This window comes from Pelotomaculum propionicicum (assembly GCF_048984525.1).
GTDB lineage: Bacteria > Bacillota > Desulfotomaculia > Desulfotomaculales > Pelotomaculaceae > Syntrophopropionicum > Syntrophopropionicum propionicicum_A.
On record NZ_JBMGJC010000001.1, the window covers coordinates 267,192 to 284,087 of the forward strand.

Below are 16,896 nucleotides of genomic sequence, written 5' to 3' on the forward strand. Positions count from 1 at the left end.
CTCAATGTTAAATTATAACATACCACCGATCAAAAGCAAAAGCTGCTTGAAATGGAATACTGCCCTGCGCGATAACCCGCTATAATAATTAAGCCGCCGCGGAGGATTTTAGTCCTGCTCCCGCGGCGGCTGATTCTTATGTCTTTTAGTTTAACTTTTCCCGCATGATTTCACGGAACCGGTCACCTGAAATCTTTTCTTCCTCCAGCAATATTTCAACTGTGCTGTTGAAGATGTGTTTCGATTCTATGATATAATTTTTGACCCGCTCTTCCTGCCCGTTGACTATTCCTGTTATGGTTTTGTGCTTCAGTTCCTGCGGCAGGCTGTCCGGGCAGACCACACCCAGATCTGACATGCCGCTGCGCAGAATAGTGTCGGCAGCCCGCACGGCCTGCTCAAAATCACCTGATGAGCCGGTGCTCCGGTTGCCTAAAATTATTTCTTCAGCTACAGAGCCGGCCAGCATAATAGCAATCTGGTTTTCCAGGAAGTCCTTGGTATACAGGTAAGTGTCGTCTTCCGGCGTCTGGCGCATGTATCCAAGCGCGTCGCCCCTCGGCGTCACAGTAACCGCAGAAACAGATCCCCTGCGGACTATCTCGCTGAGCAGGGCATGTCCGGACTCGTGGACGGCCACCCTTTTCATATCTGCCTCAGACGGCTTCTTGTCAAGTTTACCGCCCATCATTACCTTGTCGATTGATTCGTTAAAGTGATGCTGGCATATCTCCTGCGAATCTTCTCTCATGGCCAGAATTGCCGCTTCATTGGCCAGGCTTTCCAGGTGAGCGCCGGAGAAACCAAAAGTGTCCTTGGCTATTGCCTCAAGCTTTACGTCCCCGGCCAGGGGCTTGTTCCTGGTATGAAGCTTCAATATTTGCAGCCTGCCTTCTTTGTCCGGCAGGTCAACTTTAACCCGCCGGTCAAAACGGCCCGGCCTTAAAAGAGCCGGGTCAAGCATGTCGTCACGGTTAGTGGCGGCGACAAGCAGCACCCTGACATTGTCATCGACCTTGAGGCCGTCCATTTCAACCAGCAGCTGGTTTAAAGTCTGGTCGTACTCCAGGTGGCTGGTGGTTTTCCCGCGCTTTCCGCCTAATATTTCTATTTCATCAATAAACACAAGGGCGTTATTCTTTTTTTGGCGGGAAGCTGTTTCCCTGGCCGACTGGAATAGTTTTCTCACCCTCTGGGCGCCCACGCCGGCGTACATTTCGATAAACTCTGAGCCGGACGACGCCACAAATGCAGCGTCGGTATAACTTGCCGCCGCTTTGGCCATTAATGTTTTGCCGGTACCCGGCGGCCCTGTCAGTAAGATTCCTTTGAGCGGACGGATACCGAGGTGTTTGATGCTGCAGTGATTTTTAATAAAATCCAGAGCCTCTTTTAGTTCCTTAATAGCGGATTCCTGCCCGCCAATATCATCAAAAGAAAAATCGCGCCGTTCAGCCACGCTTACTGTTTCAAAATTTTTGACGTTAATTAAGCCCCTCATCCTGGCAAAGTAATACAGTCCCCCGGCAGCGGCGGCCAAAAATAAAAAAGGGGTGATATCATAACCCATTATAAGCATGGATAAAAGCGCTGCCATGCTGATACCTATACTAATTTCTTTGATCATTAACGCCACCTCCGGCAGCAGGCCAATTATTTCCGGCAACATGGTAAGCGCCGCGGGGAATAACCTCGTCCAGAGTGTGATTCTGATGCCGCAGCCGCAAATAAATATATTCCTGGTCAATGTTGATGTTTGCTTCTGATCCGCCGGCAAGGGCTTCCCGGTTTATCACTTCAGCCATCTCCACAAAGCTGCCCTGCACCTGTGCCTGGTAAACCGCGTATTGGCATCTGTACCAGACTTGTTCCAGGGTACCGTCACGGTCGTCGCTCAGTATAAATATGAAACTCTTTCCGCCCATGACCTGCTCCAGGTCTTTTCTTATTTCCTGATAGGGGACCATCAGGTCCGCTTCGCTGTTGATATGCACTGACACCAGCAGTGTACCGCCCTCGCTGCTTACCTGGTATGATTTAACAGCCTGGTTTGCACTCAATACCTTGTTAATAGGTCCGTTAATATTGTATTTCTGGTACATCCACTGGGCCCCGAAAATAAGAGCTATCCCGATTAGCAGGGAAAAGATAATTACATGTAATTTCAGGCCTTTCCACTGCATGAAAATCCCCTTTCTTATACAAATTAACGCCATTCCAGCCACACCATTATAGCACAGGCACTATATGATTTCCCTAGTAAATGGCTGGTTAAAGCCTCCCGGAAGAGAAGAACCGCCCTGTGAAAAGGCGGTTCTGCTTTTAGATTTTAAACCTGACCTGAAAAGTCGTCCCGGCCGGGCCGGTATCTACTTCTATCTCGGCGTTATGCCTGGCAGCGATGCTGTAACAGACCGCCAGGCCCAGCCCGGTGCCGGTTTCCTTGTTTGTAAAAAACGGGGTCCCCAGCTTTTCCAGGATTTCATCACTTATACCCGGGCCCTGGTCCCGCACTGACAAAACAACTTCCCGGCCTTCGTGAAAAGTCCCGATAAACAGGCTGCCTCCCGGCTGCATAGCTTCCAGTCCGTTGCGGACAAGGTTTATAATCACCTGCCGGATTTCTTTCTCATCAAGGAGCAGCAGCGGGGTATCCTCTAATTCCAACACTATTGTTTTGTCTTCTTTAAGAGCGTCAGCCTGAAGCAGTGGACTAATGCTTTTTATTATTTTATTGATGCTTCTTCTTTTTAAATCAGTAACTTTATTTTTGGCCAGAGACAGGTATTCGGTGATTATAGAATTCGCCCTGTCCAGTTCATCCACCATCAGGTTAAATTGCTCCCGGTAATTGGCAAATTCCTCCTTTTCCTGAAACAGCTGCAGGTAACCTTTCACAGCTGTCATCGGGTTTCTGATCTCGTGGCCAATTCCGGCCGCCATCTCGCCAACCAGGTTAAGCCGGTCGAGGCGGGCCATCTCCGCCTCCATCTTCTTTTCCCCGGTTATGTCTTTCAAAACTGTCAGCCAGCATATCTCATCGTTAATATTAATGATTTCAGTAGAACATAGTGTTGTGATTATCTCGCCTGACTTTGTGCGAAGTTTAATTTCAACATTATTTATATTACCCTGTTCACTCAGCTTTCTGAAAAAGGTTTCATTTAAATTATTCTCATCAATGAAAATATTCAGTTCCTCCGGTGTCCTGCCTATTACCTCTTCGAGTGTATATTCCAGTTTCTCTGCAAACTTCTTATTTACCTCAATGTACCTTCCGTCTTCCATCCCAATAATATTTATTATATCGGGGCTATTGTCAAATACCTTGTAAAAACGCTCCTCGGACTGCCTGAGCGCCTCCTTTGACTGTTTCTGTTGAGTAACATCAAACAGAGATACCGCTGTCAATTCAGTATCGGGAATAATGGCGGCCGTCGCGTAAAGCTCTTTTATATTGCCGTTTTTATCATAAACACTAATTTGATAATTCTTTGGGACAGAACCCGGATTACCCATTCTCAGGGAATGGTACTCTTTAATTTTCTCGAAATCTTCTTTATAAAGGAATTCAGTCCAGGCATTACTGCCTTCAATCTCCTCTTTTTTAAAACCAAAGATCCTTTCGCTTTCCATGTTTGCCATTATTATCTTCAGGTCTCTGTCGATAATAAATGTGCCTGCTCCTGAATTTTCAAAAACAGTCCTGTACTTATCTTCCGATCTGATCAGTTCTCTTTTTTTCTCCAGCCCCAGCGTGGCTAAAAGCTGGGCCAACTGCGAGTAAAATGACATAATAGATACTACTCTTTCTTTGGGAATAACAGGAACACGGCGCAGCGCTTCCATGTATGCCGTTTCATCAAATCCGTACTTGCTTGCCTGCCGGCGGAAGAACTCCTCGTCAGGCGGCTCATGCAGAAGCTGCCCTATAAAAATTGTAGCCAGGTGCTGTCCTTCCACGATGATGGGAGTGGCGTAATCCATAAGGCCGTTTATACATTTGTAGCCAATAAAGGGCTCTTTAAGCAGGTGCTCGCAGATAAAGCTGTCGCTTTTCCTGCAGTTGCTTTCTGTTTGGGGGCAGTTACGGTGGAACTTGTTGCAGATATCCTGCCAGCCTATCTTGCTAAGGATATTACCGCTGGAATCCAGGACCGCGTTTAGCAAACCGGTAATTTCGCAGGCAGAAACCATTAGTTTTTCAAGATGTGAAATATCTACAAGATCTGTGAACTTATACTCCATGACACATATTTATTCTCCCTTTAAATAGGCAATTTTACATATTGCTGTTGGTTAATTGTGTTTATACAATTATTGAGATATTTCCTTCGGAAATGCTGTCGAATAATGTCTTGTCGAAAAATATTTTTTCAAAATTCAAAAAACCACCTAATGGTGGTTTGCGAAACAGATGGTTAAGCTGAGAATCTGACAGCGGAACCAATAAGGGTGACTGTCTTATGTGGACAGTTCCCCGTTCAGATCGTACCACGACGCGTCTTTAATCAATACCCTGACAAAATCTCCGGGATTTAAATTTCTTTGCGAGCTGAAAAACACCTTACCGTCAATACCGGGAGCATCGCCTTCAGTCCTGCCCTCATACATGCCGTTCTCCCCGGCGCCTTCAACCAGGACAGTCAATGTTTCACCGACCTTACTCCGGTTATTCTCCAATGATATTTCCTGCTGGAGCTCCATCGCCTTTTTCCGCCGCTCGATCTTAATTTCTTCCGGCACCTGACCTGACATATCCGCCGCCGCGGTACTTTCCTCGCGTGAATAGATAAAAACCCCGGCCCGTTCAAACTTTACCTGGGACATAAAATCAAGCAGCTCTTGAAATTCATCTTCCGTCTCCCCGGGGAACCCGACAATGAACGATGTGCGCAGGGTAATTCCCGGTATGGACCGGCGCAGTTTTTCCAGCAGCCTGAGGTAATCTTCCCTGCTACCTTTCCGGTTCATCCGCCTGAGGACCGTGTCTGAGGCATGCTGCAGGGGAAGATCTATATAGCGGCATATTTTTCTGCCCCTGGACATTATCTCGATCAGTTCGTCGCTGAAATAAGTGGGATAACCGTACAGGACTCTAATCCAGACCAGTCCCTCAATACTCTCCAGTCCAGACAATAAATCAGGCAGGGCTAGCCTGGAATAGATATCCATGCCGTAGAGGGTGGTATCCTGCGCTGTTACGACAAGCTCTTTTACGCCCCGGCCGGCGAGCCCCGCCGCTTCATCCAGGATATCTTCCATTTTCCTGCTCCTGTAAGAACCCCTTATATCCGGTATAACACAGTAAGAGCAACGGTTATCGCAGCCCTCTGCGATCTTCAGGTAGGCCGTATATGATGGTGTGGCCTGGACTCTTGAATGATCGGCCTGGTGCAGGTAGCCGGGTGTTCCAACCAGCACTGCTTTTTCACCGGCAAGAGTTTTATTAATTGCGGAAGCGATCTCCGCGATAAAACCGGTGCCTACCAGCCCGTCGATTTCCGGCATTTCCCGCATAAGTTCTTCCGGGTAGCGCTGGGCCAGGCACCCGGCAACCAGGAGCGACCGGCATTTTCCATCAACCTTTTGCCGGGCCAGTTCAAGAATAGTATTGATAGATTCCTCCTTGGCCTCATCAATAAATGAACAAGTATTTATCACCAGGACGTCGGCTTCCTCCTCACTGTTGGTAAGAACAAAGCCTGAATCCTTAATAATGCCGAGCATAATTTCAGAGTCAACCAGGTTTTTCGGACAGCCCAGGCTGACAATCCCTACCTTTAAGGTCATCTCATATCCTTCCAAAATGTAAAATTCGACACTTGTCAAGCCGTAATTTAAATAGTCCGGTAGTTCACAAACTGCAGGGGTATGTCGAACTCATAATCCTTAATAATTTTAATTATTTCCTGGAGGTCATCACGGTTTTTGCCGCTTACCCTGACCTGGTCCCCCTGTATTGTGACCTGGACTTTAAGCTTGCTGTCTTTAACCAGCTTGGTTATTATTTTTGACTGCTCCTTGTCAACTCCCTGCACCAGGTTAAGCTTCTGGCGGACAGTGTCCTTGGCCGCCGGCTCTATTTTCCCGTACCTCAGCGCTTTGATATTAATTCCCCGCTTGACCAGTTTGCCTTCCAGGATGTCAACAACGTTTCTGAGTTTAAAGTCATCGTCTCCGACCAGCGTGATCTCTTCCCCGTCAAAGATGATATCGCTTCTGCTTCCCTTAAAGTCAAAACGGGTGCGCATTTCCCGGACAGCCTGGTCCACGGAGTTCCTGACCTCTTGCATGTCTACCCGCGAAACGATATCAAAAGTGCTTTCTTTAGCCACAAAAACACCTGCCTTAAGATTTTCTATTAAATGTACAACTTTCCATGAAAAATGTCAAAGGTTAGTAATCAGGCGTATATTTACCTCCAATGGCTAATACCAAGATGGCATTCCTGTCAAAGGAAAAATAGGAATCCGTGTCGAAATGCTAAAAAAGTGACACTAAGCAGGAGGAACTTTATCGTGGCAGTATACTCTTTTGACGGAAATGATTTAAAATTAATCCTCCGGGGGTCAGTGGAATTGCTTGAGCAGTCAAGAGAACATATCGATTCTTTAAATGTATTTCCCGTCCCCGATGGCGATACCGGTTCTAATATGTACCAGACTCTGACAGCCGCTTTAAAAGAAGCTCTTCTGCTGGAAACCGACCATATCGGCATGGTGGCGGAAGCAGCGGCAAGAGGCGCGCTGGTAGGCGCAAGGGGTAATTCAGGGGTAATCCTGTCCCAGGTCCTGCAGGGATTTGCCCAAATACTAAGCACTAAAGAAACCGCCTCAGCCTCAGACATCGCCGCCGCCCTGGACAATGGTTCCCAGTTGGCATACCGGGCAGTTATGAGCCCGGTGGAAGGCACTATCCTCACCGTTGTCAAAAAATCCGCCGAGGAGGCTTCCAACCGCCGCAGCGTGGACCTGCTCAGGATCATGGCGGCCGCGTTTAAAGGCGCGTTTAACGCCCTCGAAAAAACCCCCGACCTTCTGCCGGTGCTGAAACAGGCCGGTGTGGTCGACGCGGGCGGCCAAGGTTTTGTCACTATTCTGGAAGGCGCAAGGCGAGCTCTGAAGTCAGCCTCGCCGGCAGCTAAAACTTTAGCCCTGGCGCCGGCGCCGGGTAAAGAGATCGCGCTGCCCGCAGCCAGCCCCGATAACCTCGAACCGCCACAATGTATTGATTTTGCCTACTGTACAGAACTTATTTTAAAAGGCAGCAGTCTGCCGCAGGAGATCATTAAGAAAGGCCTCTCCCCGCTGGGGGACTGCCTTCTGGTCGTTGGCGGCGACGACCTTTTAAAAATACACATTCATTCAAACCACCCGGGTCTTGTCCTCGAATGCTGCCTCAAGTACGGCTCGCTGCACGATTTAAAAATAAACAACATGGTTGAACAAAGCAAAGAAAATAAACCGGGCAATGGAGCGGCTAATTTCAGCAAACCGTTCGGAATTGTATCTGTGGGCGCGGGCGAGGGCATAACATCCATCATGATGAGCCTTGGCGCTGACCGTGTGATCGCCGGCGGCCAGACCATGAACCCGAGCACCGGTGAAATATTAAAGGCCGCGGGCGAGGTCCCCGCTAAAAAAGTTATCATACTGCCCAACAATAAGAATATTATTCTCTCCGCCAGGCAGGCGGGTGAAATGTCGGCAAAAGATATAACCGTGATACCCTCTAAAAGCATCCCCCAGGGACTCAGCGCCCTGCTCACTCTCAACAGCGGGGACGATTTTGACACTGCTGTAAAAAAAATGGAAGGGGCTCTGGGTTCGGTCCGCACCGCTGAGATAACACGGGCCATACGAGACACTGTATACGGTAATTTAGATGTTAAAAAAGAAGAATATATAGGTATAATTGACGGTGATTTGAAGGTGTCCGGCCCGGTCCTCAGCGCGGTGCTCGAAGATACCCTGAGAGTGATGATTGAGGGTGACGGCAGCCTGGTGACGCTGTATTACGGGGAAAACATGGACAGAGACAGCATGGAAGCATATGCTGAAAAGCTGCAGGAGAAATACAGGGGGAATGAATTTGAAATACAGGAAGGCGGCCAGCCAGTATACGACCTGATTATATCCGTTGAATGATATATATAGTTTTCGGATCAAGTGTCCTTAAAGAAATATAATGAAGAGTTGGGTGTGACAATTTAAGTGAGTCAGGTAAGAATTGTAACCGACAGCACCGCCGATCTGCCTAAAGATTTGGCGGCCAAATACGGCATTACCGTAGTCCCCTTAAAGGTGATTTTTAACGACGATGAACCGCTGAGGGACGGCGTGGATATAAATACGGAGCAGTTTTACCGGCGGCTGGTTGAAAAAAAGGAATATTCAAGGACATCACAACCCGCGCCGGCAGAATTCTGCAAGGTATTCAAGGAGCTGACCTCAGACGGCAGCAGTGTGCTCTCCTTACATCTCTCCTCCTGTTTAAGCGGTACCTGCCAGTCCGCCCAGATGGCCAGAGACATGCTCCCCGGCGCCGACATCGAAGTGATAGATTCAAAACTGGCCAGCATGGGGCACGGCATGATCGCGCTCGAAGCCGCGCGCGCGGCAGGCGAAGGCAAAAGCAAGGATGAAATCCTCGGCATTGTAAGGCACATGGTCTCAGGAGCAATGTTATATTTTATTGTGGATACCCTGGAATACCTGGCGCGGGGCGGGCGGATCGGCAAAGCCCAGGCCCTGCTTGGAAATATCCTCAGCATCAAGCCGATCTTGTATTTAAAGGACGGCATCGTGCACCCACTGGAAAAAATAAGGGGCAGGGCGAAAGCCATCGAACGGCTCACGCAAATTATAGTGGAGAAGGCCGGTCAGCGCAGGGTCAAGTGCTCCCTGGTGCACGGGATGGACCCGGAGGGGATGAAGCAGCTCTATCAAAAAATCGTGCTTCTTTTAAACTGTGACGAGCCGGTATGCTCAACCCTCGGCGCCGTAATCGGCACCCACACCGGCCCCGGCGTGCTGGGCATCATTGTATTTCCGGAGTAAAACATAAAAACAAATTGACAGGATTAACAGGATTTAAAACAGATTAACAGGATTTCTAAATTGATAACACTGGCTTTGCTGTTCTATTGGGGTAAAAAATATATTGTATTTATGAATAGGAAGAACTAAGACTGAAATTTTTATTTTTTAACTTTTTAAAAGATTATTTAAATCTTGTTAATCCTCATAATCTTGTAAATCCTGTGTAATATATCCTTGTTTCTATCTGAAATTAATGCCATTTAAGTCCCGTGATTATGTTTACAATGGACAAAAAAACTGCCTTGCGGCAGTTTTTATACTACTGAGATGCGGGCGCTTTGAATTCCCGGTTTACAACAGCACCCATGGTACCCAGGAACCCGAGGCTCTTACCGTTCTCAAACACCTCTACCGCGCCGGCGTTGCCCAGGGTGACAGCAATATTTTCTTTGCCTTCAAAAGATCTTGTTTCTCCGGCCGACAATTCCCCCTGGAACTCCTGCTTCCCGTCTACTATAACCTGGATCCAGCTCCTGTCACTTATAATATTGAGATCAACTTTTACTCCGGTAATAGCGGCGGTATTATTCTGGTCGGGAGCCTGCTGCTGGCCGGTGTTGTCCTGGGCGAGGATTTGGCCGGTTTTTTGCGGTTCCTCTTCTTTTACCGCGGCGTTGTTTTTCCACAGCCCTCCGGCCCCGTAAACAAGTGTAACAACCACCGCGGCTACCAGCAGTAACGCCGCGGCATATAGGCGGTACGGCGGCTTTTTATTAGCTGTAACCTTTTTTTCAGCCACTGGCTTGTCATGCTCTTCGTGTACAGTCTCTATGCCCTGTTTCTGTTTAAAAGCATCCATGATCTGATCCAGGTTGAGGTTTAAAAATTTAGCGTAATTTTTTAGAAATGCCTTGGCATAGATATGGCCCGGCAATACTTCAAACTGCTCCATCTCCAGTGCCATTATGTATTTCTTGCGTATTTTTGTTTCTTCTTCCACATCTTCCAGGGTAAGCCCCCTGGCCCGTCTTGCCTCTCTTAGCGTGTTGCCGATCTCCACCACTTCGCCCCCCAGCAGCTAATGTGATTTCAATATCCCCGTGTAACCGATACCTTTGAATAATCCCGCGAAAGAAATTGTTATGATAGTTTGCAGACGTATGAATTGAATTCCGGCAGACCTGATATAAAACTTAAAATTAGATCCGACGCTCTTTCCACGTCACTGGTATCAACTGAGCAGCCGTACTCCCCGCTTGGCCCATCCGGGTATTTATACAGCGGATCATAATATTTGGTCAGCAAATAAGTAAATACAGCTTCAAAATTCCTTTCCTCCAGCATCCTGTTCAGTTCTTCAACCCTGGCCCGTCCCAACCTTTTCACCAGTGTTGATGTGGCCTCCTGCAGCTTTTCCACGTTGTCCCCGGGCCCGTCCGTGTAAATATTACGGATCCGCCGGACCCTTTCTGCCAGAGGAGCATACAGCAAAATTCGGATGCCGTTCCTGATCGCGTTCATCAAGGGCAGCGGGACCAGCAGGTTGCCGACCCTCCTGCTCTCGCACTCTACAATAAAGATTCCATTTTCGTCTATTGATGATAAAAACTTTACAATATCACTCTCAAAAGCTTTTTGCGTCGGTGAAGGAGTCAGACCAATCTTGCCGTAGACCGATCCCCTGTGCCTGGCCAGCCCTTCCAAATCCAACACCGGCAGCCCCTTCTGCCCCAGAAGTTCCAGCACTTCGGTCTTCCCCACTCCGGTCAGCCCGTGCAGTACAACAGCCCTCTGGGTCAGCTCTTCTTTTTCCAGGTACTCGTTAACATAGCGGCGGTAGGACTTGTACCCGCCTATAATGCGGTATACATCATAACCCATGGTGTCGAGCACTGAAGCCATAAACCGGCTGCGCTCGCCCCCGCGCCAGCAGAACACTACCAGGTCGCCGCCGCAAGCACGGTCCACCGCGGCTATTTTACCGGGAAGTTTCGGCGCCGCCAGCGCAAGGGCATGCCTCCTGGCGGATTCCGGACCGTCATGGCGGTACAGGGTCCCGACTATGGCCCGCTCCTCGTTGTCTAATACAGGAATGTTGACAGCGCCCGGTATTGTGTCTTCACTGTATTCACCCTCCGAGCGCACGTCCACCAGGACCGCGTTCTTCATTTTGAGGGCTTCATCAATTGTAATTTCTGCAACCATATTTATGCTTGTCAAAAACCTCGCAATTATTAATTAGATACGAAACCGCATGATATTTTACGGGCGGCAGAGGCCTGGTAAAATGAGCCATTGGCTGGACGTGCATATACCCGTCGTGAATAAAGCTCTATTTTTAGGGTTTCCTTTTTTAACAAAATATATTTCAGCGTCTTCCCATATGAAAATTAAAATTCTTAGGGCCAAAGATTAAAATAATTTTCACATGATTTACAGGATTACGAAGATTTACATGATATAAATATATATTTTAAACAAAACATTTAATTTTGATATTTTATTTACCCGTGATCAGGGCGAAAACATAATCATATTAATTTTTTAAATCCTGTTAATCTATAAAATCTTGTTAATCCTGTGAAAATAGTATTTTTTTCCTCTACTTTGCCTTTCTGAATACCTGGTTGTACTGGTCCAGGGTCATCAGTATGGACCGCGGCTTGCTACCCTCGTAGCCGCCCACGATGCCTCTCTGCTCCATCATGTCGATCAGCCGCGCGGCCCTGGCATACCCTATGTGCAGCCTTCTCTGCAGCATGGAAATTGACGCGTGCCCGCTTTCAATCAAGATCTTTACCGCCTGCGCCAGCAGTTCGTCCTCCATTTCGGGCATTGCTTCTTCTTCAGGTTCTACGGTAAGGATCTTATCGTCATATACCGGTTCGGCCTGTTTTTTCAGGTGATTGACCAGGTCCTCCACTTCGCGGTCAGACAGGTAGGCCCCCTGGATCCGCACCGGCTTGGCCGCTCCCACGGGATAAAAGAGCATATCCCCTTTCCCCAGCAGTTTTTCAGCTCCGGCCATGTCCAGGATCGTACGGGAATCTATCTGTGATGAAACAGCGAATGAAACCCTTGATGGGATGTTGGCTTTAATCAGGCCGGTGATCACATCCACGGAAGGGCGCTGGGTAGCGACAACCAGGTGTATCCCCGCGGCTCGGGCCATCTGCGCCAGCCTGCAGACAGCGTCTTCCACGTCCGCCGGCGCAATCATCATCAGGTCGGCCAGCTCGTCAATGATTACCACAATCAGGGGCAGCGGCAGCCCGCCGCCGGGTTCCTTGTTTTTAAACAACTTGTTGTAACGGGTTATATCCCGCACGCCTGACTGCGCGAAAAGTTCATAGCGGCGTTCCATCTCCCGCACCGCCCAGCGCAGCGCCGTGGCAGCCTTCTTGGGATCAGTGACCACCGGGTTGACCAGGTGCGGAATGCCGTTGTAGGTCGCCAGTTCAACCATTTTAGGGTCTATCATGAGCAGCTTCACTTCGTCCGGCGTGGCTTTGAACAGGATGCTGGCGATTAATGTGTTGAGGCATACGCTTTTGCCCGAACCGGTGGCGCCCGCTATCAATAAATGCGGCATTTTGGCAAGGTCGGCCACTTCGGGATTGCCCGCTATATCTTTACCCAGCGCTATTGTAAGCTTGGATCCAGACTGGATAAATTCCTGCGCCTCGAGGAGATCCCTCAGGTGGACCATGGAAATCTCCTTGTTCGGCACCTCAATTCCCACGGCGGCCTTGCCGGGAATGGGCGCCTCGATGCGGACATCCGGCGCAGCCATGGACAGGGCAATGTCATCGGCCAGCCCGACGATACGGCTGACTTTCACCCCGGAAGGAGGCTGGATTTCATAGCGGGTAATGGCCGGCCCCCTGGAGACCTGGATTACCTTGGCCTTAACCCCGAAGCTTTCCAGGGTCTCCTCCAATATGCGTATATTCTCATTAATATCCTTGCTCAAACGGATATTTTTAATCCGGTGCGGCCGTGAGAGAATGGAAATGGGCGGCAGGTGGAAACTGTTTAGTTCCGGCGCCAGGTCCTTAATAAAGACCGGGAACGTCTCTTCAGCTTCCTTTGGCGCATCTGCAGCAACTGCCCCGGCTGAATCAGACGGGATCTCCACATTCTTTTTAACAGCAGTGTTCAGAACAGGTACCCGTTCCTTTTCTCTTTTTTCTTTGATGCTGTTCTGCCCTTTGACTATTGAAAACTGCTCCCCCTCATGGTCAATTATAACTGGTGCGGCGGGCTCGGTTTGTTTTTCATCCTCCACCTCTTCAAAAAGGAAATTCATGACGCCGCGCGCCGTGTTTTTGCCGGTTTCCCGCACCCTGGCGGTAAACCCCTTGACCATGGACGCTGTAGAGAGGTTGGTCAGCAGGAGCAGTGAAATCAGGCCCAGGGTAATCAAGATAACATACGTGCCTATGATACCAAAGGATTTTATGCAGATAAAGGTAATCAGAGCTCCGATCAGCCCGCCCCCGTCACCGGCGAAGCCGGCCGAAAAGGAATCTTCAACCGGAATAACCAGGTGAAAAAACGCGAGAACAACCAGGAATAAAAGTATTACCCCGTACATTCTTTCGGATATACTGGCTTGGGCCCGGTTGCGCACAAGTTTCGCCCCGATCAGGATTAAAAGGAAAGGAAAAATATAACGCCCCTCGCCCGCAATGCTTTTTAGAGCCTTGTCAATAATTCCGCTGATCAGGCCTGCATCAGGCGAAAGCAGGCAGACAACACCCAAAACGCCCAGCGCGATCAGGGCAATGCCAAATATTTCATATTTGAGTTCGTCTTTTATTTGACTTAGAGCACCCATGTTAAACCCTCCAGAAATAATATACCACAGTCTGGCTGAAATTCCTTTAAATACTTATAAAAATAGCCCTCCCGGCTTATCGGGAGGGCTTAAATTCCTGTAGTTCTGAACAGCCGCGCTATGGCATTCTGATATAAACCAGCGCGATAATCGCGAGACCGGCCAGGAACCGGTACCATACGAACAGAGCGAAACTGCGTTCAGTCAGGTATCTCAGCAGAAATCCGATGGACAGGAACCCTACTACCGCGGATGAAACTACTCCAGTGATGAAAGCCAGGTTAATATCTGCGAGCGCAATTTCTTTTAATTGCATTACTCCCGCCCCAAAAATAATCGGGGTGGACAGCAAAAACGAAAACCGGGCCGCGGTTTCGCGGGTAAGGCCAAGGGCCCGCCCCGCGGTCATGGTTACACCGGAGCGGGAAACGCCCGGTATAATGGCAAATGCTTGTGACAGCCCGATCAGCAGGCTGTCTGAAAGAGATATACCGCCCATCTCTTTCCTTTTTACAGCGCGCCGGTCGACCAAAAATAGTATTAAACCCATAATAATCAGCATGGTCGCTATAAGCAGCGGGTTTCTGAAAACAGTCTCGGCCTGTTCTTCTAAAATATATCCGGCCAGCCCGCCGGGGATGGTCGCTATCACCAGGTACCAGAACAGCGAGGCTTTTTTTGTGCCCCTGCGCTTTATAATCGCCTCGCTGAAGAGCTCCACCCAGTCCCTCCAGAAAAACGCCACCACGGCAAAGAGTGTCCCCATGTGCAGCGCCACATCAAATGAAAGGCCGGGATCATTCCAGCCAAAAACCCACGGCGCTAATACCAGGTGGGCTGAACTGGATATGGGGAGAAATTCGCCCAGACCCTGTATGACGCCCATCACCAGGGCTTGTAATACAGTCAAAAAAACACCTCCCGATACTCATACTTAATAATTATAGCACGGGAGGCCTGTCCTAAAAAACAAAAACAATTTTCACAGGATTAACAGGATTTAAAATAGATTAACTGGATTTTAAAACAATTTAATTTTGTAAGCCCTTATAATATGACAGTCATTAATTTATTTGTGTTTTAATCTTGTAAATCCTTATAATCTTGTTAATCCTGTGAAAAAGTTTTTAATTAAATCCCACGTCTAATTTCTTTAAATTCTAACGGCACAAAAGGAATGCCCGGATTCTCACGTCTCACGTCCCACTTCTCACGTCTCAATTATGCTGCCCGGTGTCATCTCCGGCTTAAGGTAGTCAAACGGGTCGGTGCTTAAAAGCTTTACTATCCTTTTTCTGCCGAAGTCTGTGCTTTCAACCACCATCGGGACACCTTTAAAATTAATTTCCTCATAATCGGGGTAATTGGTTTTGTCGAAACCCTCCAGCACCAGTTCCAACTGCACAGGGGTATACAAGATCATTGGAGAGGCACCTCTTTCCGGTTCTGTCTACGCTCCTCGATCAGGCTGTTTAGCTTTTTGACAGCGTCGCCGATACCGCCGACTTCATCAATCAACCCCACGTCCACAGCCTCCCGACCGATTAAAACCGTCCCGATGTCCCTGGCCAGCTCCCCGGTGCGGAACATCAATTCGCGGAACTTTTCCTCGGATATTTTTGAGTGCTCTATGGTAAAACGGACCACCCGGTCCTGCATCTTGTCCAGGTATTCATAGGTCTGCGGCACACCGATAACCAGCCCGTTGAGACGGATCGGGTGGATGGTCATGCTGGCTGTATTGGCGATATAAGAATACTGCGTTCCCACGGCGATCGGCACGCCTATGGAGTGCCCCCCGCCCAGGACTACCGACACCGTCGGTTTGGACATGCCGGCAATCATTTCTGCTATGGCCAGGCCGGCTTCCACGTCCCCGCCTACCGTGTTGAGGACAATCAAGATACCCTCTATTTCTGGAGCCTGCTCAAGGGCCACCAGCTGCGGGATCATGTGCTCGTACTTGGTGGTCTTATTCTGGGGCGGCAGGACCAGGTGCCCTTCAATCTGGCCGATGATGGTGAGGCAGTGGATATTGCTTTTTATCTCCGGCACCGGCGTTGACCCTACTTCTTTCATCGCCTCCAGGGAACTTTTAGACTTGCCGGACACCCTGCGGCCGTGCCTGGGGTCACGATCGGGATCGTCGTTCCGGTCCGGGTCTTCACGCCGCTCCGGTTCCGGCTCAACGCCCGGCCCCGGCGGCGGAACAGGGGTATAAGGAAAAACGCCTGGTTCGGGATCAAAGCCCTGCTTTTTCATTCATTTCACTCCAGCATTGTTATTTTCAGCACTCTTAGTATGCATTTATAATAAAAAAAATACACGGACTCAAACCCGTGTATTTATAAGCGTGAAATTACAATTTCCGTGAAAGCTTTATTTCACTGAAACCAGATATGAAATTACATCGCTGAAATCATCATAATACCTGGCGCTGATCCCGTTGTCCCGGCAGAACCGGTACAAGTCTTTCTTGGCAAAAACAATATCTGCCTTAGTGGCGGGGCAGGTGTCCGAATAACCGTCCCCGACATATATAACCGTATTCCCCTCGCCTTTCAGCTTTTCCATCAGCCTGGTTTTACAGGTGCCGCAGATACCGCACGAGGGGTTCGAGCCGGGACACTCTATTTTGAAGCCCCCGTCATATACCATTTTGTTGGCGTAATAGGGCGCCTCAATATCATATTTGTCAAACACAGCGTCTATGCAGAAATCATAGCCGTCGCTGAGCACGTATACCAAGTGATTTCGCTTCCGGCAAAACGCCAGGAATTCCATGAAATACTCGTCTATTTCCACGGTGTCCAGCAGCTTTTTAAGATCGTTGAGGTCAGCCTGGAAAAGATTAAAGGTCATATTCGCGCACTGCTCCGTGGAGATCTCTTTCCTTTCCCAGCGATCATTTATCTCGCGCCAGCCGTCGCCGGCAAACGCCTCGACCATGGCGGCGCAGGTGTCCTCTTTAGTTATGGTCCCGTCAAAGTCGACAAATAAAACTATACCCAT

14 protein-coding genes are annotated in these 16,896 nt (G+C 49.0%); 2 read left to right on the plus strand and 12 right to left on the minus strand.

Annotation, left to right across the window (positions count from 1 at the left end; genetic code table 11):
* Positions 1-145 precede the first annotated feature (145 nt).
* From ACOBQJ_RS01400 to ACOBQJ_RS01420, 5 genes are all read right to left on the minus strand, one after another.
* The gene (locus ACOBQJ_RS01400; RefSeq protein WP_421069916.1) at positions 146-1,627 is read right to left on the minus strand and encodes an AAA family ATPase; all 1,482 of its coding nucleotides are present in this window, start codon (positions 1,625-1,627) and stop codon (positions 146-148) included.
* The gene (locus ACOBQJ_RS01405; protein WP_421069917.1) at positions 1,611-2,183 is read right to left on the minus strand and encodes a hypothetical protein; all 573 of its coding nucleotides are present in this window, start codon (positions 2,181-2,183) and stop codon (positions 1,611-1,613) included. The genes ACOBQJ_RS01400 and ACOBQJ_RS01405 overlap by 17 nt, the downstream gene beginning before the upstream one ends.
* Before the next feature lie 139 nt (positions 2,184-2,322).
* Complete coding sequence (locus ACOBQJ_RS01410; RefSeq protein WP_421069918.1) at positions 2,323-4,248, minus strand: PocR ligand-binding domain-containing protein; 1,926 nt, start codon at positions 4,246-4,248, stop codon at positions 2,323-2,325.
* A 216-nt stretch (positions 4,249-4,464) separates the two neighbouring features.
* The gene (rimO, locus tag ACOBQJ_RS01415; RefSeq protein ID WP_421069919.1) at positions 4,465-5,793 is read right to left on the minus strand and encodes a 30S ribosomal protein S12 methylthiotransferase RimO; all 1,329 of its coding nucleotides are present in this window, start codon (positions 5,791-5,793) and stop codon (positions 4,465-4,467) included.
* Positions 5,794-5,840: 47 nt separating this feature from the next.
* Positions 5,841-6,338: a YajQ family cyclic di-GMP-binding protein gene (locus ACOBQJ_RS01420; protein ID WP_421069920.1), complete on the minus strand. Its 498-nt coding sequence runs from the start codon at positions 6,336-6,338 to the stop codon at positions 5,841-5,843.
* A gap of 183 nt (positions 6,339-6,521) precedes the next feature.
* On the opposite strand from ACOBQJ_RS01420, the gene ACOBQJ_RS01425 reads away from it, so the two are divergent.
* The gene (locus ACOBQJ_RS01425; RefSeq protein ID WP_421069921.1) at positions 6,522-8,150 is read left to right on the plus strand and encodes a DAK2 domain-containing protein; all 1,629 of its coding nucleotides are present in this window, start codon (positions 6,522-6,524) and stop codon (positions 8,148-8,150) included.
* 66 nt (positions 8,151-8,216) lie between these two features.
* On the plus strand, positions 8,217-9,062 hold the full coding sequence (locus ACOBQJ_RS01430; protein ID WP_421069922.1) for a DegV family protein: 846 nt from the start codon (positions 8,217-8,219) through the stop codon (positions 9,060-9,062).
* A gap of 301 nt (positions 9,063-9,363) precedes the next feature.
* Here the strand turns inward: ACOBQJ_RS01430 and ACOBQJ_RS01435 are convergent, their stop codons facing one another.
* The 7 genes from ACOBQJ_RS01435 to ACOBQJ_RS01465 form a co-directional block, all read right to left on the minus strand.
* On the minus strand, positions 9,364-10,104 hold the full coding sequence (locus tag ACOBQJ_RS01435; protein ID WP_421069923.1) for a helix-turn-helix domain-containing protein: 741 nt from the start codon (positions 10,102-10,104) through the stop codon (positions 9,364-9,366).
* A gap of 80 nt (positions 10,105-10,184) precedes the next feature.
* The gene (gene mnmH / locus ACOBQJ_RS01440) at positions 10,185-11,249 is read right to left on the minus strand and encodes a tRNA 2-selenouridine(34) synthase MnmH (RefSeq protein WP_421069924.1); all 1,065 of its coding nucleotides are present in this window, start codon (positions 11,247-11,249) and stop codon (positions 10,185-10,187) included.
* A gap of 397 nt (positions 11,250-11,646) precedes the next feature.
* Positions 11,647-13,884: a DNA translocase FtsK 4TM domain-containing protein gene (locus ACOBQJ_RS01445; protein ID WP_421069925.1), complete on the minus strand. Its 2,238-nt coding sequence runs from the start codon at positions 13,882-13,884 to the stop codon at positions 11,647-11,649.
* 118 nt (positions 13,885-14,002) lie between these two features.
* Positions 14,003-14,794: an undecaprenyl-diphosphate phosphatase gene (locus ACOBQJ_RS01450; protein ID WP_421069926.1), complete on the minus strand. Its 792-nt coding sequence runs from the start codon at positions 14,792-14,794 to the stop codon at positions 14,003-14,005.
* Between the two features lie 300 nt (positions 14,795-15,094).
* Positions 15,095-15,307, minus strand: a complete 213-nt coding sequence (locus ACOBQJ_RS01455; RefSeq protein WP_421069927.1) for a YlzJ-like family protein — start codon at positions 15,305-15,307, stop codon at positions 15,095-15,097.
* A complete protein-coding gene (locus ACOBQJ_RS01460) occupies positions 15,304-16,146 on the minus strand; it encodes a ClpP family protease (RefSeq protein WP_421069928.1) in 843 nt (280 codons plus the stop codon). The genes ACOBQJ_RS01455 and ACOBQJ_RS01460 overlap by 4 nt, the downstream gene beginning before the upstream one ends.
* A 117-nt stretch (positions 16,147-16,263) precedes the next feature.
* Complete coding sequence (locus ACOBQJ_RS01465; protein WP_421069929.1) at positions 16,264-16,896, minus strand: MtnX-like HAD-IB family phosphatase; 633 nt, start codon at positions 16,894-16,896, stop codon at positions 16,264-16,266.